Here is a 23,911-nt window from a genome sequence, read left to right as displayed (position 1 = left end):
GCTACCGGAAGGCACAGCCATGTCCGATTTCAACCGACAGGTCATCGAGGAGTTCCGCGCCAACGGCGGCCGGGTGGGCGGGATGTTCGAGGGCGCGGCCCTGCTCCTGCTCACCACGACGGGCGCCCGCAGCGGGCGGGCCCACACGAACCCCGCCGTGTACGTACGCGACGGGGCACGGCTGCTCGTCTTCGCGTCGAACGCCGGCGGACCGAAGCACCCCGCCTGGTTCCACAACCTCAGCGCCGACCCGTACGTGACCGTCGAGCTGGGCACCCCGGACGGGACCGTCGAGCGTTTCGGGGCGACGGCGGATGTGACACAGGGCGAGGAACGGGACCGCCTGTACGCGGAACAGGCGGAGCGCGACCCGGGGTTCGCCGCCTACCAGGCGGCCACCGACCGGATCATCCCGGTCGTCGCCCTGCACCGGGTGGACCTCGGGGATCCGGCGCGGCACCGGGCGATCGCCGACCACCTGGTCGAGGTCCATGCCGAACTGCGCGCCGAGCTGACGGCGTTACGCGAAGGGCTGGGGTCCCCGGCGGAGGAGGCGGCGGGACCGACGGACGCGGCGGGCACGGTGGTGCGGGACACCCCGGCCCTCGGTGGCCGGCTCGCCCGCCACTGCCTGACCTTCTGCGGCGCGCTGCACGCCCACCACCACAACGAGGACAGCGCCTTCGACCTCCTGGAGCGGGAGTTCCCGGAGCTGTCCGACTCGCTGGACCGGATGCGCGAGGAGCACAGGGTGATCGCCCGCACGGTGGAGGAACTGGAGGCACTCCTCACCTCGGGGGCCGCACCGGGCACCCTCCGCGCCGAGGTGGACCGGCTGGCCACCCGGCTGGAGGAACACTTCACGTACGAGGAGTCACAGCTGGTCCCGGCCCTCACTCGCTCCCGGGCCGTGCCGGGAGCGTAGCCCCGGCGGCGGACGTCGGGCCCTGCGGCCACGCAGAACGGACTTCGAGCCCCGCTCTTCGCAGCCGCACCGGACGAGCTGCCGGTGCCCCCGCCCTGACGCCGGAGACGGCCTACGGCGTACGGAAGCCGCGGAAGGTCACCTGCTTGCGCGTCACGAAGCCGAGCTTCTCGTAGAGGGCGCGCGCGCCGGCGTTCGCCTCGGCCACATGGAGGAAGGCCCCTTCGCCCCGCGCCTCGATGCGCGCCGCGAGCGCGCCGACCAGGCGGGCGGCGTGGCCCTGCCCGCGGGCCTCGGGCGCGGTGCAGACCGCGCTGATCTCGGTCCACCCCGGCGGCCGGAGCCGCTCGCCGGCCATGGCGACCAGCGTGCCCTTCTCGCGGATGCCGAGGTAGGTGCCGAGTTCGGGGGTCCGGGACCAGAACGGTCCGGGCCGGGTGCGTTCGACGAGGTCCAGCATCTCGGGCACGCTGTCCGCGCCCAGTTCGACCACGCCGTCGTCCGACTCGCCCGCCGGGCACCCGGACGCGCCGCCGCCCGGCCGGATCATCTGGCGGCCCTCCAGGACGAAGACGGGCTCCCAGTCCGACGGCGGGAGAACCGGGCAGCTGAACATGTCGGCGAACGCACCCCGGCCGAGGAGTTCGGTGAGGTCGACCCATCGCACCGGGTCCGGGTCGGTGGACACGGCGGCGAAGGTCGAGACGCCCGGCAGATAGGTGACGGCCCCGCCGACGCGGCGGGCGAGAGGGGCGTGCCCGCCCCGGAGGGACTCGCCGACGGGGTCGTCCAGCACGAAGGGATCGCGGCCCGCCATCGTGTCGTCCCTCTCAAGCTCCGTGCCTTACGGGGAAGGAGGTCACCGTGGGAGACCTCCTCGCGCACGAAGTCTAAGGGGGCGGCCCGTGGGCCCGGTCGGTCCACGACCGGGTGGCGGGATCGCGAGCCGGCGGTCGTGTCCGCGAGCGGGGAGCGGCACCGTGGGGGCCAGCCTGGCACGGGCGGCCCCCCTGAAGGGGCGCCGCCCGCGGGTCCGGATGAGCCGGTGTCCTCAGAGCGGGCGCTCGTGGCCCTCCCAGTAGGGATCGCGCAGGCGGCGCTTGTACAGCTTTCCGTTGGGGTCGCGAGGCATGGTCTGGACGAAGTCGACCGATTTCGGACGTTTGAAGCCTGCGAGGCGGTCGGCGCAGTGGGCGAGGATCTCCTCGCCGAGCGCCGCCCCGGGCTCGTACGCCTCGGCCGCCTCGACGACCGCCTTGACCTCCTCACCCCAGTCGGCGTGCGGGATGCCGAAGGCGGCGGCGTCGGCTACGGCGGGGTGGGAGAGCAGGGCCGCCTCGATCTCGGCCGGGTAGATGTTGACCCCGCCGGAGATGATCATGTCGATCTTGCGGTCGCGCAGGAAGAGGTAGCCGTCCTCGTCGAGGACGCCCAGGTCTCCGACGGTGAAGAAGTCGCCGATGCGGTTCTTCGCGGTCTTCGCCTCGTCCTTGTGGTACTGGAAACCGCCGGTGTTCATCTTCAGGTAGACCGTGCCGAGTTCACCGGGCGGCAGCCGGACTCCGTCGTCGTCGAAGACGGCCAGTTCGCTGATGGGCCAGGCCCGGCCGACCGTCCCGGGCTTCTTCAGCCAGTCCTCGGCGGTCGCGAAGGCGCCGCCGCCCTCGCTCGCGGCGTAGTACTCCTCGACGCACCGGCCCCACCAGTCGATCATCGCCCGCTTGACGTGCTCGGGGCACGGCGCGGCGCCGTGGATGGCGTGGCGCATCGAGGAGACGTCGTACCGGTTCCGTACCTCCTCGGGCAGGGAGAGCAGGCGGTGGAACTGGGTGGGGACCATGTGGGTGTGGGTGCAGTCGTACCGGTCGATCAGACGGAGCATCTCCTCGGGTGTCCACCGGTCCATCAGGACCAGCGGGTGCCCGATGTGCAGGGCGGCGGCGGCGAATTGCAGCACCGCCGTGTGGTAGAGCGGCGAGCAGACGAGGTGGACGTTCCCGTCGGCCGGCCGGATGCCGAAGATGCCGAGGAAACCGCCGAGGTGGGTCTCCTCGGGGAGCTTCCCGGGCAGCGGGCGACGGATGCCCCGGGGACGTCCGGTGGTGCCGGAGGTGTAGTTCATGACCCAGCCGAGGGTGCGGTCGGCGGGCGGGCTCGCGTCCTGTCCGTCGAGCAGTTCGCCGTACGCGCGGAAGCCGGGGATCGCACCGACGGCGTACCGGTGGGTGGCGAGGAGTCCGGCCTCGTCGGCGGCGAGGGTCACGGCCTCGGCGAACCGCTCGTGGGCGACGAGGACCTTGGCGCCGGAGTCCTCGACGATCCAGGCGATCTCGGGGCCGACGAAGTGGTGGTTGACCGGGACGAGGTAGAACCCGGCCTGACTGGCGGCGAGATGGGCGGTGAAGAACTCCGGCCCGTTGGGCAGGACGACGGCGAACGCGTCGCCGCGTTCGAGGCCCGCCGCCCGCAGCCCGTGGACCAGTCGGTTGGCCTCTGCGTGCAGCCGGCCGGCGGTCCACTCCTCGCCGTCGGGTGCGATCAGGACCGTACGGCCGGGGTCGGCGGTGGCCTGGGCCCAGAATCCGGTGGCTGCGGCTGACTGGCTCATGCCTCGCTCCGTCCGGCGATGCGGTTGATGCGGTCGACGGCCTTCTCGAAGCCGCGGGTGAGCTCGTCCACGACCTGCTGGACACTGCGCTCGGAGTTCATCCGGCCGACGATCTGTCCGACGGGGGTGCCGAGCAGCGGATCGACCTCGTACCGCTGGATACGGGAGACGGCCTCGGCGACCAGCAGTCCCTGGAGCGGCATGGGGAGCGGGCCGGGGCCCGCCGGGTCGTCCCAGGCGTCGGTCCACTCGGTGCGGAGCTGACGGGCGGGCTTGCCGGTCAGGGCGCGGGAGCGGACGGTGTCGCCGGAACCGGCGGCGAGGAGCTTGGCGGTGAGGGCGCGGGAGTGCAGTTCGGCCTCGGTGGTGGTGAGCCAGATCGAGCCGAGCCAGACTCCCTGGGCGCCGAGGGCGAGTCCGGCGGCGATCTGCTCACCGCTGCCGATGCCGCCGGCGGCGAGCACGGGCAGCGGGGACACGGCGTCGACGACCTCGGGCGTGAGCACCATGGAGGCGATCTCGCCGGTGTGGCCTCCGGCCTCGTAGCCCTGGGCGACGACGACGTCGATCCCGGCGTCGGCGTGGTGGCGGGCGTGCCGGGCGCTCCCGGCGAGGGCGGCGACGAGGACGCCGTGGTCGTGGGCGCGGGCGACGACGTCCGGGGGCGGGGAGCCGAGGGCGTTGGCGAGGAGTCTGATCGGGTAGTCGAAGGCCACGTCGAGCTGGCTGCGGGCGACCTGCTCCATCCAGCCGGTGATGCGCCAGCCGGAGGCCTCGCCCTCGGCGAGTTCGGGCACGCCGTGCTTGGCGAGCGTGGCGCGGACGAACGCCCGGTGCCCCTCCGGGATCATGGCCTCGACGTCGGCCTCGGTCAGTGTCTGATGTCCCGGGGCCTCGACCTTCTTGGCGGGCATCACGACGTCGAGGCCGTAGGGCAGGCCGTCGGTGTGGTCCTGCATCCAGTCGAGGTCGCGGGCGAGGTCGTCGGGGGCGGTGTAGCGGACCGCGCCGAGGACGCCGAACCCGCCGGCTCTGGTCAGTGCGGCGGCCACCGCGGGGAAGGGCGTGAAGCCGAAGATGGCGTGCTCGATCCCCAGGGTGCGACTCAGCTCCGTCTTCATGGGCGGCAGGATGCCGCAGCGGCGCGACGGAGGGAAGAGGTTTTCTGATGCATCGTCAGATTCTTTGGGGCGCCGGACGCTTCCGCGACGAGCCTCGGCTCCGGTAGGAAAGTTTCAGATCTTTCCGGCGTGGCCGAAGGTTTCTTTCAAAGGGCTGTGGGAGAGGGTGGGCATGACGGAGGAGTCCAGGAGGGCCCGGGGAACGAGCCGCCGGGCGTTCGGCGGCGGAGTCCTCGCCCTGGGAGGTGCGCTGATGATCGGTTCGATTCCGGGGGCCGCGGCGGCGCCGGAACCGGGCAGCCGAGGAGCGGAGACCCCGGGAGCGCCGGGGGACGGCGGCGCCCGCGGCGCGCGGGGGACCACCCTGCGACGCGGGTCCGCCGCGCGGGCGGGGCTGCTGTCGGAGCCCCTGGACCGGCTGGTCACGGACGCCGAGGCCTTCCTCGCCCCCTCCCCCGCACACCCCTGGTACGCGGGCGCCGTACTGCTCGCCGGGCGGGGCGGGACGGTGGCCCTGCACCGGCCCATCGGCATGGCCGTGCGGTACGCCTCGTACGACGAGAAGACCGACACCGGTGTGGAGCTGCCGCCGCACGAGCAGGTCCCGATGACCGAGGACACCGTCTTCGACCTGGCGTCGGTCTCCAAGCTCTTCACCTCGATCCTCGCCGTGCAGCAGATCGAGCGCGGGGCGCTGGAACTGGAGTCGAGGGTCACCGCGTACCTGCCGGAGTTCGGCGGCGGCGGGAAGCAGGACGTCACGGTCCGTCAGCTGCTCACCCACACCTCGGGGTTCCGGGCGTGGATCCCGCTGTACAAGGCGCCGACGCGGGAGGGGAAGCTGCGGCTGATCTGGGACGAGGTCCCGGCGAACCCGCCGGGGTCGACGTACCTCTACTCGGATCTGAATCTGATCACGCTCCAGCTGATCCTGGAGAAGATCACCGGTCTCGGTCTGGATGTGCTGCTCCATGACGAGATCACCGCTCCGCTCGGGATGCACCGCACTCGCTTCAATCCACCGCTCTCCTGGCGGCCGGGGATCGCCGCCACCGAGGACGCCCGCCCGCCGTGGTCCGGTCTCGACCGGGGCATGGTGCGGGGCGAGGTCCACGACGAGAACGCCCACAGCCTGGGCGGGGTCGCGGGCCACGCCGGGATCTTCTCCCGCGCCTGGGACCTCGCGATCCTCGCCCGCACCCTGCTCAACGGCGGTGCGTACGGCAAGACCCGGATCCTCTCCCCCGCCTCGGTGGACCTGATGTTCACCGACTTCAACACCGCGTTCCCCGGCGACGAGCACGGGCTCGGTTTCGAGCTCTACCAGCACTGGTACATGGGCGCGATGGCCACACCCCGGACGGCCGGCCACACCGGGTTCACCGGCACCAGCCTGGTCCTCGACCCGACCACCGACGCCTTCCTGATCGTCCTCGGCAACTCCGTGCACCCGGTGCGTTCCTGGCGCTCGGGGTCGGCTCCCCGCGTCGCCGCGGCGAACAACCTCGCCCGCGCCGTCCCCGTCCGCCCCTACCGGGGCCGTACGTCCTGGTTCTCCGGCATGGCGAGCGCCACCACCGCCACCCTGACACTCCCTCATGTGCCGGGCGCCGCACGCCTGGAGTGCGCGCTCTGGTGGGACACCGAGCCGGGCGCCGACACGGCCGTACTGGAGGCCTCGGCCGACGGCGGCGCGACCTGGCGACCGGTCCCCTTCACCACCGACGGCCGCACCGATCACCCGACGGGCGCGGCGGGCGGCTGGGCCGGCCGCGTCTGGCACACCGTGTCCGCCCCGCTGTCCGCGACGGACGCCCTCCTGCGCTGGCGGTACACGACGGACCAGCGGTACGTGGGACGCGGCGTGTACGTGGACGGCCTGAGGCTCCTCGACGGAGGCGGACGCCCGGTGTTCGACGAGGCACGGCCGGCGGACGGGACGCGGATCGAGGCGAACGGCTGGAGCAGGTCGGCCGATTGAGCCCGCCCGCCCACCCGGACGAGGCGAACCTCCGCCTCGGCTTCTCCACCCTCCGGCAGTCGGGCGAACCCCCGGCCGGCGGACGTACCGTTCGCCGGCCGGGCGCCGAGGGCGGCTCAGGCCGCCTCCGCGTACAGCTCCTCGATCAGCCGGGCCACGTGCTCCGGCTCCCGCAGCGTCGGGTAGTGGTCGGAGGCGGTCAGCCGGACGAGACGGCAGCCCGGGATCCGGTCGGCCATCTCCTCGTTGCAGCGCACGACCTCCGGCCGGTCCAGCTCGCCCAGCGCGAGCAGGGTCGGTGCGGAGATCTCCCCGAGCCGGTCGAAGGCGGGCGGGCCGGTGAGCTGGTGGCCGATGTTGCCGAACCAGGCGGGCAGCACGGCCCGGCAGAGGGCGGCCGCGACCGGGTCGGACTCGGGGGTGCCGCCCCCGGCCCGTGCCCACGCGCGGAGGCCGAGCCGGACGATGCCCTCCATGTCGCCCGCCGTGGCCAGCGGCTCCAGACGCTCGAAGAACTCGCCCGTCTCCAGCCCCTCGTACCCGGAGACACCGGGAACGAGGAGGGCGAGGCCGGCCACCCGCTCGGGCGCCTCCAGGGCGAAGTCGACCGAGGTGGCCCCGCCCATGCTGGAGCCCACGAGGACGGCCCGTTCGATCCCGAAGTGGTCGAGGACCTCGGCCAGATCGCGGACAGGGAGGTACGGGGCGGTGGGCGCGGGCGAGCGTCCGTAACCGCGCACGTCGTAGCGGATCACCCGGCGCCGCGCGCCGAGCGCCGGCAGGACCGGGTCCCACACCGCGGAATCGCCGACGCCGGGATGGAGCAGGACCAGCGGCAGGCCGTCCCCTCCCGCGTCGTCCGCCCAGACCTCGCCGTGACTGACCCGCACCATGGTTTCCACGGTTCCCCAGTCTGGTGGGGCCCACGGGGCTCCGCCAGCACCCGAGCGGCGTTTGGCGGAGATCGTGCGTCAGGCGCCGGATTCCGATGCCACGCCCAGGGCGGTCAGTACCGGGCTGATCAGGGGGTGGTCCTCCGCGCCCCGCCGGACGGCGGCGAAGACCCTGCGGGTCGGGGCGACGCCCTCGATCGGGCGGACCTCCACGCCCGTGAGCTCCATGCCGCGCAGCGCCGAACGCGGCACGAGTGCCACGCCGGCGGACGCGGCCGCGAGGGCGACGACGGCGCGGAAGTCGTCGGACGAGTGCTCCGGATTCAGTGTGAAACCGGCGTATTCGCAGGCCAGGACGGTGACGTCATGGCAGGGGTTGCCCGCGGACTGGCCGATCCAGGCGTCCTTCGCGAGGTCGCCGAGCGCGACCCGCTCGCCGGCCGCCAGCCGGTGGCCGGGCGGCAGGACCGCGTCGAAGGGTTCCGCGTAGAGCGGGACGCGGGTGAGGCGGGCGTCGTCCTCGCCCGGCGCGCCCCGGTACTCGACCGCGACGGCCACGTCGACCTGCCGGTCGAGAACCATCATCAGGCTCTCGTCGCCCTCGGCGTCCCTCACCCGGACCCGGATACCGGGAGCGGAGTCGGCCAGTGCCCGGATGGCCGGGGCCACCACGAGTCCGATGCCGGTGGCGAAGGCGGCGACCGTGACCGTACCGGCCTCGCCGGAGCCGTAGGCGGCGAGCTCGGACTCGGCGCGCTCCAACTGGGCGAGGACGGCGTTGGCGTGGCTGAGCAGGATCTCGCCGGCCGGCGTGAGGCGGGCGCCACGGGCGCTGCGGTCCACCAGGCGGTGTCCGGTCTCCTGCTCCAGGGCGGCGAGCTGCTGGGAGACGGCGGAGGGGGTGAGATAGAGCGCGGCGGCCGCCGCCGTGACCGTGCGGTGGTCTGCCACCGCACGGAGGATGTGCAACCGCCGCGCTTCGATCATTCCCCCAGTCTCGCAGGCCGCGGGGCCCGCGCCCGCCTCAGCCCCGCAGGGCCGCGCGGGCGTCGACGAAGGCGTCGACGGCCCGGTTCACGTCCTCCGTGGAGTGGGCGGCGGAGAGCTGGACGCGGATGCGGGCCTGGCCCTGCGGCACGACCGGGTACGAGAAGCCGATCACGTACACGCCGCGCTCCAGGAGCAGCTCGGCCATGCGGCCGGCCTCGGACGCGTCGCCGATCATGACGGGGGCGATGGCGTGGTCGCCGGGGAGGATGTCGAAGCCCTCCGCCGTCATCCGGGTGCGGAACAGCTCCGTGTTGGCGCGCAGCCGGTCGCGCAGGTCACCGGCGGACTCCAGCAGGTCGAGGACCTTGAGGGAGGCGGCGGCGATCACCGGGGCGAGGGTGTTCGAGAAGAGGTACGGGCGGGAGCGCTGGCGCAGCAGGGCGACGATCTCGGCGCGGGCCGCGACATAGCCGCCGGAGGCGCCGCCGAGGGCCTTGCCGAGGGTGCCGGTGATGATGTCGACGCGGTCCATCACGCCGTGCAGCTCGGGGGTTCCTCGGCCGCCGGGGCCGACGAAGCCGACGGCGTGCGAGTCGTCGACCATGACCATGGCGTCGTAGCGCTCGGCCAGGTCGCAGATCTCGCCGAGCGGGGCGACGTAGCCGTCCATGGAGAAGACGCCGTCGGTGACGATGAGCTTGCGCCGGGCGCCGCCCTCCGTGGCCTCCTTGAGCTGCTGCTCCAGGTCGGCCATGTCGCGGTTGGCGTAGCGGAAGCGGCGGGCCTTGGAGAGTCGGATGCCGTCGATGATCGAGGCGTGGTTGAGGGCGTCGGAGATGACGGCGTCCTCGGGGCCGAGGATGGTCTCGAAGACACCGCCGTTGGCGTCGAAGCAGGAGGAGTAGAGGATCGTGTCCTCCTGGCCGAGGAAGGACGAGAGGCGCGCCTCCAGCTCCTTGTGCACCTCCTGCGTGCCGCAGATGAAGCGGACGGACGCCATGCCGTAGCCCCAGCGGTCGAGCGCCTCGTGGGCGGCGGCGACCACCTCGGGGTGGTCGGCGAGGCCCAGGTAGTTGTTGGCGCAGAAGTTGAGCACCTCGCCCGGGCGGCCGCCCGAGGTCACGGCGACGGTGGCCGACTGGGGGGTGCCGATGACACGCTCGGGCTTGTGGAGTCCGGCCTTCTGGATCTCGTCGAGCGTGGCACGGATGTCGTCGCGTACGGAATCGAACATGGGTCAGGCTCCCGCAGTCCAGTCGAGGATGATCTTGCCGCTCTTGCCGGAGGCCGCGTCGTCGAAGGCGGCCTCGAAGTCGGTGTACGCGTAACGTCCGGTGACGACGGGCGAGAGGTCGAGTCCGCCCTCCAGGAGCACCGACATCGCGTACCAGGTCTCGAACATCTCGCGGCCGTAGATGCCCTTGATCGTGATCATGGAGGTGACGATCTTCGCCCAGTCGACGGCGAAGTCCTCGCTGGGCAGGCCCAGCATGGCGATCTTGCCGCCGTGGGTCATGTTGGCGACCATGTCGCGCATCGCGCGCGGGTTGCCGGACATCTCCAGGCCGACGTCGAAGCCCTCCTTGAGCCCGAGGGTGCGCTGGCCGTCGGCGATGGTCTGCTCGGCGACGTTGAGGGCGAGCGTGACGCCCGTCTTGCGCGCCAGGGCGAGGCGCTCCTCGCTGACGTCGGTGATCATGACGCTGCGGGCGCCGGCGTGCTTGGCGACGGCGGCGGCCATGATGCCGATCGGGCCCGCGCCGGTGACGAGGACGTCCTCGCCGACCAGCGGGAAGGAGAGCGCCGTGTGCACGGCGTTGCCAAAGGGGTCGAAGATCGCGGCGATGTCGAGGTCGACGGGGACGCGGTGCACCCACACGTTGGAGGCGGGCAGCGCCACGTACTCGGCGAACGCGCCGTCCCGGCCCACGCCGAGGCCGATGGTGGCGCGGCAGAGGTGGCGGCGGCCGGCCAGACAGTTGCGGCACTTGCCGCAGACGAGGTGGCCCTCGCCGCTGACCAGATCGCCGACGGTGATGTCGGCGACGTCACGGCCGACGGAGACGACCTCGCCGACGAACTCGTGGCCGAGGGTCAGCGGCGTGGCGATCGTCTTCTGCGCCCAGCCGTCCCAGGACCGGATGTGCAGGTCGGTCCCGCAGATACCGGTCCGCAGCACCTTGATGAGTACGTCGCCGGGACCGGTCTCCGGCTCGGGCACGTCCGTGAGCCAGAGTCCCGGCTCCGCCTTCAGCTTGACCAACGCCTTCAATGCCACGGCTCCCGACGTGCGTGTCCTGTGATGTGCGGGGTACGGGCACGGCAGCGCGCCCAAGATCCCTGGAACAGAATCTTCCGTACGGAGCGCTCGCGGTCCATCGAGGATTTCTTAAGCGCGCTCGCAGATCAGCTTCACACCACAGGCGGGGGCGGGGCGACGTCAACGCGTCCGAACGGAGAGGCCACCGTCGGGGACCTCCCGTCCGGTCCGCGTGACGGACATCCGGGTCAGCGGCCGAGGGCCGCCATCGCCGCGTTGTGGCCGGGGACGCCGCTGACGCCGCCGCCCCGGATCGCGCCCGCGCCGCACAGCAGCACGTTGGCGTGGCGGGTGCCGACACCCCAGCGGCCCGCGCTCTCGCCCGCGTCCGCGCCCGCGCTCGCGTCCTCCGCCGCGTACGGGAAGGACAGGTCGCGGTGGAAGATGTGGCCCCCCGGGAGGCGCAGCTCGCGTTCGAGGTCGAGCGGGGTCTTCGCCTCGATGCAGGGGCGGCCGTCCGCGTCGAGGGCGAGGCAGTCGGCGATCGGCTCGTCGAGGTGGGCGTCGAGCTGTTCGAGGGTCGCCGCGAGGAGCGCGGCGCGCGTGCCCTCGTTGTCGGCGGCGAAGAGACGCGCGGGAGTGTGCAGCCCGAACAGGGTGAGGGTGTGGTGGCCCGTGGCGGCGAGTTCGGGGCCGAGGATCGTGGGGTCGGTCAGGGAGTGGCAGTAGATCTCGGAGGGCGGTGCGGAGGGCAGCCGCCCGGCGGCGGCCTCGGCGTGGGCGGTGGCGAGCTGGCCGTACCCCTCGGCGATGTGGAAGGTGCCGGCGAAGGCCTCGTGCGGGTCGACGGAGCGGTCGCGGAGCTTCGGCAGCCTGGTCAGCAGCATGTTGACCTTGAGCTGGGCGCCCTCGGGGGCGGGCGGGGGCGTGTCGCCGAGGAGGGCGGCGAGGTCGCGGGGTGAGGCGTTCACCAGGACGCGGTCGGCCTCGACGGTCCCCTCGCCGTCGGCGGTACGGAAGGTGATCGCGGCGCGCTGCCCGTCGGTCTCGATCCGGGTGGCCTCGTGGCCGGTGCGGATGTCGGCCCCGGCGGCGCGGGCCGCGTCCGCGAGGGCGTCGGTGAGGGCTCCCATGCCGCCGACGGGTACGTCCCAGTCGCCGGTGCCGCCGCCGATGACGTGGTAGAGGAAGCAGCGGTTCTGGAGGAGCGTCGGATCGTGCGCGTCGGCGAAGGTGCCGATGAGGGCGTCGGTGAGGACGACGCCGCGGACGAGGTCGTCGGCGAACTCCCGCTCGACGGTGACGCCCAGGGGTTCCTCGAAGAGCATCCGCCAGGTGTCGGCGTCGTCCACGCGGGCGCGGAGCGCGGCACGCGTGGGGAGGGGCTCGGTGAGGGTGGGGAAGATCCGGCGGGCGGCGCGCGCGGTCCGCTCGTAGAAGGCCTGCCAGGCCTCGTGCTCGCGGTCGGACCCGGTGAGTTCGGCGAAGGAGGCACGGGTGCGGTCGGTGCCGCCGCCGACGAGCAGGCCGCCGTCGCCCTTCGGGGTGTACGAGGAGATGGACCGTTTCCGTACGGCGAACCGCAGCCCGAGATCGCGCACGATCTTCTCCGGAAGGAGCGAGACGAGGTACGAGTACCGGGACAGGCGCGCGTCGACCCCGGCGAACGGCCGGGTGGACACGGCCGCCCCTCCGGTGGAGCCGAGCCGCTCCAGGACGAGCACGGAGCACCCGGCTCGGGCGAGGTAGGCGGCGGCGACGAGGCCGTTGTGACCTCCGCCGACGACGACGGCGTCGTACGAGCGGGAGACGGGCCGGGCGTCCGGAAGCAGGTCAGGGGCAGTCATGGCTCATGCTCACACGGAGTCGACGGCCGGGGAAGAGGACGAATCGGCGGGCCGACGGACGCCGGGCCCACGGAAACGCGCCTGCCGCGGGACGCGTCTCCTGCGAACGGCCGGACCCGTCACCGGCGCCGAGAAGGTGTCGGGGTGGGCCGGGCCGAGGAGCCGGGTGCGGGCGGCGGCCTCGGCGTGGCGGCCCAGGCGCCGGGCAGGGGGCCTCGTCGTCCGGGTCGGTTCGGGCCCGTCGCAGCGGCCCCGGTCCCCTCAGCCCTGCGGCGGTGCGGTGGCCGCTCTCAGGTGCAGAGCCGCGGCCTCGGCGTGACGGCCCAGGCGCTCCAGACAGTGGGCCTCGTCGTCCAGGGCCGCGAGGGTGTCGGGGTGGGCCGGTCCGAGGAGCCGGGTGCGGGCGGCGGCGACCGCGCCGTGCGAGGCGAGTGCCTCCTCCCAGCGGCCGAGGCGGCCGAGGGCGACGGCGGTCTCCCGGCGGCTCAGGAGCGTGTCCGGGTGGTCCGGGCCGAGCACCCGCTCGCGGTCCGTGTGGACGCCCTCGGACTCGGCGAGCGCCTCGGGCCAGCGGCCGAGACGGCCGAGGTTGACGGCCAGGGCGTGGCGGGCGCGGAGGGTCTCGGGACCGTCGGCGCCCTGTGCGCGGGTGCGCGCGGCGACGAGGTCGCGGCAGACGCCCAGCGCGTCCGCGGCCTGCCCGAGCCGGCCGAGGAGGACGCCGGTCTCGTAGCGGGCGGCGAGGGTGTCGGGGTGGTCGGGGCCGAGGGCGGCGGCACGCGCGTCGGCGACCGCGCGGTACTGGGCGAGGGCCTCGTCGCCCCGCCCCAACCGCCCGAGCGTGTACGCCACTTCGCGCCGGGTCACCAGCGTGTCGGGATGGTCCTCGCCGAGGAGCCGGGCCCGTGCCTCCGCGACCTCGTGCGCTGTGCGGTACGACTCCTCGAAGCGGCCCAGGCGACCGAGCGTGAAGGCGAGGTTGTGGCGGCAGCGCAGGGTGTCCGGGTGGTCGGGGCCCACGGTGCGCTCGCGTGCGGCGAGCACGGTGACGTACACCTCGTACGCCTCGGGGTGCCGTCCCAGGCGGCCGAGCGCGTACGCCCTCTCCTGCCGGGCGGCGAGGGTGTCGGGGTGGTCGTCGCCGAGGACGCGCGCGCGGGTGGCGGCGACCATGCCGAAGACGCGCAGGGCGTCGGCGGGGCGGTCGAGCCGGGCGAGGGCGAAGCCGACCTCGTAGTGGCTGGCCAGGGTGTCCGGGTGGTCCTCGCCGAGGGCCGCCGAACGGTGCTCGGCGACGGAACGGTGCACGGACTCGGCCTCGTCCCAGCGGCCGAGCCGTCCGAGGCCCATGCCCGCCCGGTACCGGCCGGCGAGCACCGCGATCAGCTCCGCGGAGGCGGCGGGGCGCACGGGCGCGGGCTCGTGCTGCTGCTCGGGCGCGCCGCCGGCGCTCGTGGCGGCGGTCGTCCACTCCGTGGTGAGGACGGCCGCGGCGGGGTCGTGGGCGACCGGGCGCGGCACGGTGGCCGCGTCGGCGGGCCGGTGCCCGCCGGTGATCGCCCGGACCCACGTGGGCATGGGGGCGGTCGCCCCGGGGTCGACACCGGAGCCGTGAAGGGCACCGGGCCCGGAAGCGGATCCCGGCCCCGGCCCCGGCCCCGGCCCCGGCCCCGGAACCACGGTCGCCCCTGCCTGGGACGCGCCGGCGGCGCCCATCCCCGGCAGGGACAGCGAGACCCGACCCGTCACGATCCGGCGACGCAGGTCTCCCGCGTCGGCCGGCCGCTCCGCCGGCACCTTGGCGAGCAGGTCGACGACGATCCGGTCGAAGTAGTCCGGGAGTTCGGCACGGTGCGCGCGCGGCGGACTCGGCACCGTGTCGCGGTGCCCGATGAGGATCGCCCAGGAGTCGCCCAGGTCGAAGGGTGGGACCCCGGTGGCGAGTTCGTACAGCACGCACCCCAGGGAGTAGAGGTCGCTGCGGTGGTCGATCTCGCCGCCGCCGATCTGCTCGGGCGACATGTAGTGGGGCGTGCCCATGGCGATGCCCGTGCCGGTGAGCTTGGACGTGAAGCCCACGTCCGCGCCGAGGCGCGCTATGCCGAAGTCGCAGATCTTCACCGTGCCGTCCCGCAGCCGCATGATGTTCGCGGGCTTCAGGTCGCGGTGCACGATCCCGTGCCGGTGGGTGTACGCGAGGGCGTCGGCGACCTGGTCGGCGATCTCGACGACGTCGTGGACGGGCAGCGGATGCTGGGCGTTGGCGGCGAGGAGCTGGCTGAGATTGCGCCCCTCGAGGAGCTCCATGACGAGGAAGAGCACGCCGTCGTACTCGCCGAAGTCGTGCACGACGGTGATGCCCCGGTGCTGGAGCGCGGCGGCCACCCGGGCCTCGCGCCGGAACCGCTCGCGGACCACGGTGAGGACCTGCGGGTCCTGCTGCGGTCCGATCGGCTTGAGGCACTTCACGGCGACCCCGCGGCCGAGCGCCTCGTCGGTGGCGCGCCACACCTCGCCCATGCCCCCGCGACCGATGACCTCGTGCAGGCGGTACCGGCCCTGGATCAGTCTCGAGTCCCCCATCGTGTGCTGCCGCCCCCGTCGATTTCCTACGCCTTTTCCGGCTCCTCCAGTATGGACGCCGGTTCGGACAGTGGGTACGGGGCGGGGTACGTATAAGGGTCGGGTCGCGTCCCCGGGCCCAGCCGTTCCATGGCACGGAGGATGTGCCGGGGCGGCAGCCGCCAGCGCAGGCGGGCGGGGACGCGGCGCAGCAGGCCGGCCGTGGTGACCAGGCGCCGGGTGACGGTCTCCGGCGGCGGCGCGGGACGGCCGTAGAGCGCGTGGGCGTAGGGGGGCAGAGTGTCGTACGCGAGGGCCGCGACGCGCCGCCAGATCACCTCGCGCGCCGGTACGAGCGCGGGTTTCACGGGCGGCCTGCGCAGGAAGTCCTCGACGGTGCGGGCGTCGGCGCCGGCCTCGAGCCGGGGCCGTACGGTCGCGAAGTAGGCGGTGAGTGCGGCGGTGGATCCGGGGACGGTGGCCGGATCGAGGCCGACGAGCCGCGCCGAGGTGCGGTGTTCGTCGACGTACCGGTCGGCCAGGGCGTCGGTGAGCGGGATGCCCGAGCGGCGTGCGACCGAGAGGTACGAGTCGGTCTCCGCGCAGTGCACCCAGAGGAGCAGTTCCGGGTCGTCCACGCCGAGCCGCCGATGGATCCGGCGGACCCGCGCCCCGGCGGCCTCGGCGGCCGCGGTGGTGCCGTAACTCAGGGTCCCGACGAAGTCCGCGGTCCGCATGAGCCGCCCCCAGGGATCCTTCCGGAAGCTGCTGTTGATCATGACGCCGCGCACGGCGACGGGGTGCAGCGCCTGCAGCCACAGCGCCCGCACCCCGGCGATCCACATGACCGGGTCGCTGTGCACCTGCCAGGTCACGGAACGGGGCCCGAAGAGCCCCGGGTCGGCACTCAAGAGGCGTCCTCGCTCATACCGTTCAGGCTACGCCGGAACCGGCTCCCCGGAACCGGTCGTGCGGGGACGGGGCGAGCGGGCCTCGCCGGAGAACCGGTGCGGGCCTCAGGGCTTGATGTTCTGGTTCAGGTGGAACAGGTTCCCCGGGTCGTACGTCCGCTTGACCTCGACCAGACGGTCGTAGTTCGCCCCGTAGTTGGCTCTGATCCGGTCCTGGTCGTCGTCGGCCATGAAGTTGATGTAGCCGCCCTCCTCGGAGTGCGGGGCGGTGGCCTCGTAGTAGTCGCGGACCCAGCCGATGTTGGCCTCGTTGGCGGAGGGGTCGGGCCACATGCCGGCGATGACGGTGGCGAACGAGGCGTCCCGGTAGGCGAAGGCCGTGGCGTCCGGGGCGACCCGGTGGCAGGCACCGTTGATCGGGTAGATGTGGACCGTCGAGTTCACTGCGGGCAGCCCCGGTGCGTGCTGGACGTGCGCCTCGATCGCGGCGTCGGTGAGCTCGCTCACGAAGTTGGCCTTCCAGTAGTGCTGGAGGCCGGGCGGCACGAGCGCGTCGAAGGCGCTGTTGAGCGCCGGGTACGGCATGGGCCCGACGTGCTCGGCGACCACCGGCGCGAAGTCGCGGAGGGGACGCAGGGCGCTCTCGCCCTCGTCGAGCGGTCCGGACCAGCACGCCACGACCAGGGCGAAGGTGTCACCGTGCCGGTCCTCCGGGATGAACGGGAGCGGCGGGGCGATCTGGAAGGCGGGGAACCCGCCCAGTTGCTCCGGTGCGTCGGCGATGTAGTCGGCGAAGGCGCGCACGACGGTGGCCGCGTCCTCCAGCTCGAAGAGCATCGGTCCGCCGTAGATGTCCTTGACGGGGGCGAGCCGGTACTCGAACGACGTCACGGCGCCGAAGTTGCCGCCGCCTCCGCGCAGCGCCCAGAACAGGTCGGCGTTCTGCTCCTCGTCGGCGACGACGAGCCGGCCGTCCGCGGTCACCACATCGGCCGAGACGAGGTTGTCGCAGCTCAGGCCGACCCCGCGGGCCAGATAGCCGATGCCGCCGCCGAGTGTGAGTCCGCCGACGCCGGTGGTGGAGATGATCCCGCCGGTGGTGGCGAGACCGAAGGGGTAGGTCGCCGCGTTGAAGTCGCCCCACGTCGCCCCGCCCTCCGCGCGGGCCGTCCGCCGCACGGGGTCGACACGGACGCCTCGCATCCCGGAGAGATCGGCCACGACGCCGCCGTCGCACGTCCCGAAGCCGGGCACGCTGTGCCCGCCGCCCCGAACCGCCAGATCGAGCCCGTTCTCGCGGGCGAAGTCGACCGCGGCCATGACGTCGCCCGCGTTGACGCAGTGCACGACGACGGCAGGTCTCTTGTCGATCATGGCGTTGTGCACCGTGCGTGCCTCGTCGAAGGCGTCGTCGTCGGCTGTGACGACCGTCCCGCGTACCCGTTCGCGCAGCTGGTCGTTCGAGAGCTTGCCCATGGCCACCGCTCCTCGGTCGGATCATTTCCACGCTACGCCGATGACGCGGGGCCTCAACCGGAGCCCGGACGCACGGACACCGGCCCGCTCCGTCCAGTACGTGAGACCGGGCCGGACGGGGATGTGACGGCTCCTGCCGCGCCCTTAAGGTGCCCCTACGCGTGGCCCGTACACGAAGCCCCGGCCACCCCTTCGCCCGATTCGCATGAGGATGTCCATGTTTACGGTCAACGAGTACTTCGACGGCACGGTCAAGTCGATCGCCTTCACGCAGGAGCAGGGCCCCGCGACCATCGGCGTCATGGCCCCCGGGGAGTACGAGTTCGGCACCGCCGCCGCGGAGATCATGCACGTGGTCAGCGGCGCCCTGACGGTGCGGCTGCCCGGCGCCGAGGCATGGGAGACCTTCGCCGCCGGGGACCACTTCAAGGTCCCCGGCGACAGCAGGTTCCAGCTGCGGGTCGCGGTGGAGACCGCCTACCTCTGCGAGTACCGCTGACCCTGCCCGGGCATCACCCACGCCGTTTCGGCCTGACCCGGGTCCCACAGGCCGCCTCGGCCTGATCCGGTCCCACGGGTCGCCGGGGGGCCACGGGCACCGGAGTCGCACGGCGCCGCTCGTGGGCGAACTGCGCACTGCGCGGCCGGTGTCCGAGGCCTGTCGTACTCTTCCCCGAGTTCGACTGCCCTGGGAGATTCGCTTGTCCGTTCACGCTCGGCTCCGTGCCACCGTCCCCGCTCTCCTGCCCTCGTCCCAGGCCGGTCCGCCGGAGATCGCGGGGCCGCCCGGGCACAGGATGCTCGTCCAGCGGAGCGACGACGAGATCGTGGCCCAGCCCCTGGACGACGCCTTCGCCGCACGCGCCGGGGCGGGCGTTCGGTTCCCCGCGCCCTGGCCCCGTAGTCGCGGAACCTGGGAAGTGGCGCCGGACGCGAGCGTGGCCGTCTTCGCCGGGGTCCATGCCGTGCGCGCGGTGGATCCGTCGGGTGCGACGCGTTGGGAGGTCCGCCACGGATGCTGGTACGGCGCGTGCCGGGAGATGCACGCGTCCTACGACGAGTACGCGGATCGGGAGGACCATCGGTACCCCGAGAGCGGCTCGGTCGGTTTCTCTGCAGACGGCAGGCTCGTCTGGGCGCACGTGCGCGGCCCGTTGCCCGAGGGCGAGCTGAGCCCCGACACGGCCGACGAGTGGCTGGTCATCGACGCCGAGAACGGTCGTGTGCTCGCGCGGGCCGACGCCGAAGCCGCGGCAGCCGGCAGCCTTCACCTTCCCCACCCGACCGATCCTCACCAGATGGGGCTGAGCATCGGCGAAGGCCAGGACGGCGCACCGCTGCGATGGGGCCGTTGGGACGGGAGGGAACTGGCCGTGGACTGTCTGGACGGCGACCTGTGCCTGCTGAGTCTCAGCCCCTCGGGCGACCGGCTGATGACCGTCTCCCACGACCAGGACTCCCTCGCCGTACGAGACTCTCACGGCGCCGTCGTCGAGGCGCTGGACTGGGACGCCGAAGCGACGATTCCCCAGCACCCCGACGTTCCCGCCGACACCGACGAGGACGAGCTGCCCGTCTGCTGGGACTGGGCCGGCGGCTTCCTCGACGAGACGACCCTGGTCGTCTCGACCGTCGAGAGCGACGAGGAGTGGGGGCAGGGCCGGCACTGGCTGGTCGACACCGCGGGGACGCACGGCTTCACGCCGATCGACTACCCCTCGCCGGTCTCCTGCGAGCCGACCGCGCTGGGAGGCGGGGTCTGGTCGACGCTGTCCCCCGCACGTGACGTCCTCCACGTCTGGAGTCTCCACGGCCTGGAAGGCTGATCTCGGCAGGGGGCCGGCAGCTCGCCGCCGGACCCGCACCTCCGTCTGGGAGACTCCGCCCCATGACCGGATCAGCCACCCGCACCATCACCGTCGTACCCCTCACGGCCGACCACGCCGACGAGGTCGTCGCGATCTACCAGGCCGGCATCGACGAGGGCAACGCCACCTTCGAGACCGTCGCCCCGACCTGGGAGCAGTTCGACGCGGCCAAGCTGCCCGAGCACCGATTCGCCGCGCTCGACGAGACCGGCCGGGTGCTCGGGTGGGTGGCGGCCACCAAGGTCTCCGACCGGTGCGCGTACGCCGGAGTCGTCGAGCACTCCGTGTACGTGCACCCCGACGCACGAGGACGTGGCGTCGCCTCGGTGCTGCTGAAGGCGCTCATCGACTCCACCGAGGCGGCCGGGATCTGGACCGTTCAGTCCGGCATCTTTCCCGAGAACTCCGCCAGCCTCGCCGTCCACGCCCGGGCGGGCTTCCGGGTCATCGGCACGCGTGAGCGCGTCGGCCGCCACCACGGCGTCTGGCGCGACACCGTCCTCGTGGAGCGTCGCAGCCCGCACATCGACTGACGCGGCCGAGCACGGACGGCACGGCCCGCCGTCGCGACGACAGCGACGGCGGGCCCAGGAGGACGAACGGGAGCCCGGCGGCTACCGGCGGACGCGGGGCATGCCCAGGCCGATCCAGGAGATGATCTCGCGCTGGATCTCGTTGTTGCCGCCGCCGAAGGTGAAGATGACGGCGGAGCGGTAGCCGCGTTCCAGTTCACCGTGGAGGACCGCGCCCGCCGAGCCCTCCTTGAGGGCGCCCGCCGCGCCGACGACCTCCATGAGGGCCGCGTAGGCGTCGCGGCGGGCCTCGGAGCCGTAGACCTTCACGGCGGAGGCGTCCTGGGGGGTGAGGGTGCCGTTCTGGACGGCGTTCACCATCTGCCAGTTGAGGAGTTTCATCGCGTCGAGCCGCGCATGGGTGCGGGCCAGGGTGCGGCGGACCCAGGGCAGGTCGATGACGCGCCGGCCGTCGGCGAGCGGGGTGTCGGCGGCCCAGCGCTGGACGTCGTGCAGCGCGCGGATCGCCATCGTGCCGTGGGCGGCGAGGGTGACGCGCTCGTGGTTGAGCTGGTTGGTGATGAGGCGCCAGCCCTTGTTCTCGTCACCGACCCGGCGCGAGGCGGGGACCTTGATGTTGTCGTAGTAGCTGGCGGTGGTGTCGTGCGAGGCGAGGGTGTTGATGATCGTGCAGGAGTAGCCGGGGTCGCTCGTCGGGACGAGGAGCATCGTGATGCCCTTGTGCGGCGGCGCGTCCGGGTCGGTGCGGACGGCGAGCCAGACCCAGTCGGCGGTGTCTCCGTTCGTGGTCCAGATCTTCTGCCCGTTCACCGTGTACGTACCGGTGCTCTCGTCCCCCTCCCGGACCGCGCGGGTCTTCAGGGCGGCGAGGTCGGTGCCCGCGTCGGGCTCGCTGTAGCCGATGGCGAAGTCGATCTCGCCGGACAGGATCCCCGGCAGGAAGTACGCCTTCTGCTCGTCGGTGCCGAAGCGCATGATCGTCGGTCCGACGGTGTTCAGTGCCATGAGCGGCAGGGGCACGCCGGCCTGCGCGGCCTCGTCGAAGAAGATGAACTGCTCCATCGGGGTCAGCCCCCGCCCGCCGTACTCGGCCGGCCAGCCGACCCCGAGCCAGCCGTCGGCGCCGAGCCGGCGCACGGTCTCCCGGTAGAAGCGCTTCTGCGCCGCCGGGTCCGCGTAGCGGGTGTGGACGTCCTCGGGGACCAGCTCGGCGAAGTACGCACGCAGCTCGGCGCGCAGGCTGTTCTGAGCGGGCGTGTATTCGAGGTGCATGGGGCGGGCCTCCCGTGGCGGCTGTCCTGCGGCGGCGGTCCTGCGGGGTCCTCGGCGTCACCCGGGGGCTGCGACGCGCGACGGCGGCCACGGTAGAACGTGTTCCACAAATGCGGAAGCCTCGGAGCGGCCCCGGACGACCCTCGGCCCCGGTTCGCAGCTGCCGAACCGGGGCCGAGGGGGTTGTCGAGGGGTACTGCGGGTCACTTCTGATCACTGTGGATCGCTGCAGATCCTTGCGGATCACTGCTGCGGATCACTGCGGATTGTCGGCCGGGGCGGCCTACGGCAGCAGCTCGTCCATGGAGGCGCGACCCTTCTCCGCCATACGGCGTTCCGCCCAGGCGAGAGTCTTCGGAGTCACGTCACGGCCGGAGGCGAGGACCAGGTCCTCAGCCGTGAACTCGCCCTCCGACCCGGAATGCAACAGCCGGTCGGGCGTCGGGAAGTCCCCCAGGGACGTCTTGTCGGGCTCAGCGTTCATGCCGCCTCCTACGTGTTCGTCCGGCACTGGCCATTCTCGTGTCCGGTCACGGGGTCCGCATCCGGGAGCCGCGGGCGCCGGTGCCTCGCGCCCGCCCGCGCCTCCCGCACGCTTGCCCCCGTCCGCCGTGCCTACCCGTCCCCCGTGACTCCCGGCCGCTTGCTCCCGGCAGCCGAGCCCTGTCCCTGCGGCACCTCCGCGTCGTCACCTCCGCCCGCATCACCCCGCGTACCCGGCACGTCACCCTCGGCGGGACCTCCCTCGAACTGACCGTACGCCCGCTGCACGGCGACGCGGGCGGGGCGTGGGGCACAGCCACCCAGGAAAGGGGCTCGAACAACCGCCTTACGACGCAGCGGGTGAAGCCCCGTCATCGTGCCCGGATCCTGCCCGCCGTCCTCGTCCCCGCCCCTCGCCGCATTCGGGTGGTACGCCACCCGGTCCGTCCTCCCGACTGCGAGGTCCCCTTCTGCGCGTTCACCGGCAGTGACGGACAGCCGTTCTCCGAGGACGGCGAGCCGGTGACCTGGGACGAGTTGAGCGAACGCGCCTACCGGGACCTGGTCGCCGAGGGACGCTGCGAGCCGCCCTCGGCCCGCTGGCGCCACTGGATCGGCCGACCGGGTCCGGGCCTCGTCCGGACCCGGTCAGGAGGCCGGAGTGCTCCCCGGGTTCCGCACGAGCTCCGCGGCCGCACGTGCCGCGAGTCCCGTCCCCTCCTCGTACGGGCGCGTGTACGCCTCCGAGGGGAGCGCCGCGCGGAGGGTCTCCTCGGCCCGCGCCCTGATCAGGGCCTCCGTCTCGGCCGTGAAGGGCCGGAAGCCGCCGTCCGTGCCGGAGCCGGCGTGGGCGTCGTACGCTCCGAGGAGCCGCGCCCCGGTCTCGGCGTCGCCCGGCCCGCCCCGCCCGCCGAACGCCCACGCGGCCGTGGCGAACTGAGTGACGACCAGGTACGGGGCCACCAGGTGGGCCAGGGCCTCGACCTCCGCGACGGCGCGCGCCAGCCGCTCCAGGGCCCGGTCGTAGGAGCCGTCGAGGCAGTCGAGCCAGGCCCACGCTCCTCCGGCGAGACCCCAGAAGAGGGCCGGGGTCACCTCTCCGAACTCGGCCTCCAGGCAGGAGAGCTGAGCCCGGGCGAGACCCGTGCGCCCGGTGTGGCCGTAGTGCTGGGTGAGGAGCAGCCGTGCGGAGCCGGCGACCTCGGCGCCCCACTCGCCCGCCGCGTCGGCGGCCTCGGCCAGGAGCTGTTCGGCCGCCGGGTCCCCCTCCGGGTGGAGCCGGAGCCGTACGGCGGCGAGGCGCGCGGTGTAGAGGGGCACCTGGGAGCGCGCGCCGACCTGGGCGGCGGCGTCCGTGGCCCGCCCGAAGTCGGCGGCGGCCTCGGCGAGCCGGCCCGCGCGCTCATAGGCCTCGCCCCGGGCGGCGAGCGATTCGGCGATGCCCCACGAGTCCCCGGCTGTCTCGAAGAGGGCGAGCGCCTCGGCCGCGTCGTGAGGGCCGTGGACGACGAGCTTGGCCCGTACGAGGAGGGCGAAGCCCAGGTCCCAGCCGGGGGCGTGGTCGCGACAGGCGTCGACGATCGCCGTCAGTGTCTCGTCGAGGCCGGCGAACTCTCCGGTCATGAGCCGGGCGAAGTACCACATCATGGCCGGCTGCCGGCAGGTCTGCGGAAGGCCGGGGCGGTACGCGGAGACCAGCGCGGCGAGCCTGGCGCGGGTTTCGGGGTGCTCGAACGAGGTGGCGCCCCGGCCGCCCTGGGTCGCGAGCACGTACAGCCGCCCGCCGCGCCGGGCCTCGACGAGGCGCTCGCCGCTCCACGGCGGAGGGACGTCCGTGCACCGGCCGTCGAGCGGCTCGGCCGGGCGGACGGGCTCCCGGAACGGATCGGGGCCGAGCCGGGCCGCTTCCGCGGCCCAGGTGCGGGCGTCGACCTGGTGGTGACGCAGTTGCCAGAACCAGCTGAGGGAGTGGACGAGGCAGAGCACCTCCTGCTCGTCGCCGAGCGCGACGGCCGTCCGCAGGGCCCCGCGCAGGTTGCCGTGCTCGCGCTCCAGGAGGGCGGTGGCCGCGACTTGGCCCGCGCCGCGGAGTTCGGGGTCGGTGGTGCGGGCGAGTTCCCGGTAGTACGTCAGATGGCGCCGCTCGGTCGCGGCCCGCTCCCCGGACTCCTCCAGACGCTC

18 protein-coding genes and 1 pseudogene are annotated in these 23,911 nt (G+C 73.3%); 5 read left to right on the top strand and 14 right to left on the bottom strand.

Going from position 1 to position 23,911, the window contains the following annotated elements; all coding sequences use genetic code 11:
• Positions 1-19 precede the first annotated feature (19 nt).
• Positions 20-925 (top strand): nitroreductase/quinone reductase family protein, encoded by a 906-nt coding sequence (locus tag IF00_RS0105270; protein ID WP_078944552.1) that lies wholly within the window; start codon positions 20-22, stop codon positions 923-925.
• A gap of 112 nt (positions 926-1,037) precedes the next feature.
• Here the strand turns inward: IF00_RS0105270 and IF00_RS0105265 are convergent, their stop codons facing one another.
• From IF00_RS0105265 to IF00_RS0105255, 3 genes are all read right to left on the bottom strand, one after another.
• The gene (locus IF00_RS0105265) at positions 1,038-1,742 is read right to left on the bottom strand and encodes a GNAT family N-acetyltransferase (RefSeq protein ID WP_030314737.1); all 705 of its coding nucleotides are present in this window, start codon (positions 1,740-1,742) and stop codon (positions 1,038-1,040) included.
• Positions 1,743-1,976: 234 nt separating this feature from the next.
• Positions 1,977-3,533: an acyl-CoA synthetase gene (locus tag IF00_RS0105260; protein ID WP_030314735.1), complete on the bottom strand. Its 1,557-nt coding sequence runs from the start codon at positions 3,531-3,533 to the stop codon at positions 1,977-1,979.
• The gene (locus IF00_RS0105255; RefSeq protein WP_030314733.1) at positions 3,530-4,654 is read right to left on the bottom strand and encodes an NAD(P)H-dependent flavin oxidoreductase; all 1,125 of its coding nucleotides are present in this window, start codon (positions 4,652-4,654) and stop codon (positions 3,530-3,532) included. Before IF00_RS0105255 ends, IF00_RS0105260 begins: the two co-directional genes overlap by 4 nt.
• Before the next feature lie 172 nt (positions 4,655-4,826).
• On the opposite strand from IF00_RS0105255, the gene IF00_RS0105250 reads away from it, so the two are divergent.
• The gene (locus IF00_RS0105250) at positions 4,827-6,635 is read left to right on the top strand and encodes a serine hydrolase domain-containing protein (protein WP_030314731.1); all 1,809 of its coding nucleotides are present in this window, start codon (positions 4,827-4,829) and stop codon (positions 6,633-6,635) included.
• A gap of 116 nt (positions 6,636-6,751) precedes the next feature.
• Here the strand turns inward: IF00_RS0105250 and IF00_RS0105245 are convergent, their stop codons facing one another.
• The 8 genes from IF00_RS0105245 to IF00_RS0105210 all read right to left on the bottom strand — a co-directional run bounded on the left by IF00_RS0105245 (position 6,752) and on the right by IF00_RS0105210 (position 17,574).
• Complete coding sequence (locus IF00_RS0105245) at positions 6,752-7,528, bottom strand: alpha/beta fold hydrolase (protein ID WP_037637572.1); 777 nt, start codon at positions 7,526-7,528, stop codon at positions 6,752-6,754.
• Between the two features lie 78 nt (positions 7,529-7,606).
• On the bottom strand, positions 7,607-8,515 hold the full coding sequence (locus IF00_RS0105240) for a LysR family transcriptional regulator (protein ID WP_030314727.1): 909 nt from the start codon (positions 8,513-8,515) through the stop codon (positions 7,607-7,609).
• A 37-nt stretch (positions 8,516-8,552) separates the two neighbouring features.
• Positions 8,553-9,752, bottom strand: a complete 1,200-nt coding sequence (locus IF00_RS0105235) for a glycine C-acetyltransferase (protein ID WP_030314725.1) — start codon at positions 9,750-9,752, stop codon at positions 8,553-8,555.
• A gap of 3 nt (positions 9,753-9,755) precedes the next feature.
• Entirely contained in the window at positions 9,756-10,790 is a 1,035-nt protein-coding gene (tdh, locus tag IF00_RS0105230; protein ID WP_030314723.1) for an L-threonine 3-dehydrogenase, read from the bottom strand.
• Between the two features lie 236 nt (positions 10,791-11,026).
• Positions 11,027-12,625 carry a phytoene desaturase family protein gene (locus tag IF00_RS0105225; protein ID WP_030314722.1) on the bottom strand — a complete coding sequence of 533 codons (1,599 nt, stop codon included), beginning with the start codon at positions 12,623-12,625 and terminating at the stop codon, positions 11,027-11,029.
• Positions 12,626-12,886: 261 nt separating this feature from the next.
• Positions 12,887-15,208 (bottom strand): serine/threonine-protein kinase, encoded by a 2,322-nt coding sequence (locus IF00_RS0105220; protein ID WP_030314720.1) that lies wholly within the window; start codon positions 15,206-15,208, stop codon positions 12,887-12,889.
• A gap of 26 nt (positions 15,209-15,234) precedes the next feature.
• The gene (locus tag IF00_RS0105215) at positions 15,235-16,098 is read right to left on the bottom strand and encodes an oxygenase MpaB family protein (RefSeq protein WP_030314718.1); all 864 of its coding nucleotides are present in this window, start codon (positions 16,096-16,098) and stop codon (positions 15,235-15,237) included.
• Positions 16,099-16,203: 105 nt separating this feature from the next.
• Positions 16,204-17,574: an FAD-binding oxidoreductase gene (locus IF00_RS0105210; RefSeq protein ID WP_030314716.1), complete on the bottom strand. Its 1,371-nt coding sequence runs from the start codon at positions 17,572-17,574 to the stop codon at positions 16,204-16,206.
• A gap of 217 nt (positions 17,575-17,791) precedes the next feature.
• On the opposite strand from IF00_RS0105210, the gene ppnP reads away from it, so the two are divergent.
• The 3 genes from ppnP to IF00_RS0105195 all read left to right on the top strand — a co-directional run bounded on the left by ppnP (position 17,792) and on the right by IF00_RS0105195 (position 19,975).
• Positions 17,792-18,073 (top strand): pyrimidine/purine nucleoside phosphorylase, encoded by a 282-nt coding sequence (gene ppnP / locus IF00_RS0105205; protein WP_030314714.1) that lies wholly within the window; start codon positions 17,792-17,794, stop codon positions 18,071-18,073.
• Positions 18,074-18,275: 202 nt separating this feature from the next.
• Positions 18,276-19,400, top strand: a complete 1,125-nt coding sequence (locus tag IF00_RS0105200; RefSeq protein WP_030314712.1) for a hypothetical protein — start codon at positions 18,276-18,278, stop codon at positions 19,398-19,400.
• A 62-nt stretch (positions 19,401-19,462) separates the two neighbouring features.
• Positions 19,463-19,975, top strand: coding sequence for a GNAT family N-acetyltransferase (locus IF00_RS0105195; protein WP_030314710.1), 513 nt, complete (start codon positions 19,463-19,465; stop codon positions 19,973-19,975).
• Positions 19,976-20,056: 81 nt separating this feature from the next.
• On the opposite strand, the gene IF00_RS0105190 is transcribed toward IF00_RS0105195, so the two are convergent.
• The 3 genes and pseudogenes from IF00_RS0105190 to IF00_RS0105180 all read right to left on the bottom strand — a co-directional run.
• A complete protein-coding gene (locus tag IF00_RS0105190) occupies positions 20,057-21,247 on the bottom strand; it encodes an acyl-CoA dehydrogenase family protein (RefSeq protein ID WP_030314708.1) in 1,191 nt (396 codons plus the stop codon).
• A gap of 283 nt (positions 21,248-21,530) precedes the next feature.
• Positions 21,531-21,731: a hypothetical protein gene (locus tag IF00_RS0105185; RefSeq protein WP_030314702.1), complete on the bottom strand. Its 201-nt coding sequence runs from the start codon at positions 21,729-21,731 to the stop codon at positions 21,531-21,533.
• Positions 21,732-22,378: 647 nt separating this feature from the next.
• Positions 22,379-23,911: pseudogene (locus IF00_RS0105180) on the bottom strand (AfsR family transcriptional regulator); the annotation flags it as partial.

Origin of the sequence: Streptomyces flavochromogenes (genome assembly GCF_000717595.1) — a bacterium.
Taxonomy (GTDB): Bacteria; Actinomycetota; Actinomycetes; order Streptomycetales; family Streptomycetaceae; genus Streptomyces; species Streptomyces flavochromogenes.
Note: the sequence above shows the minus strand (reverse complement) of the source record. Positions and strands in the feature narration are given on the sequence as shown.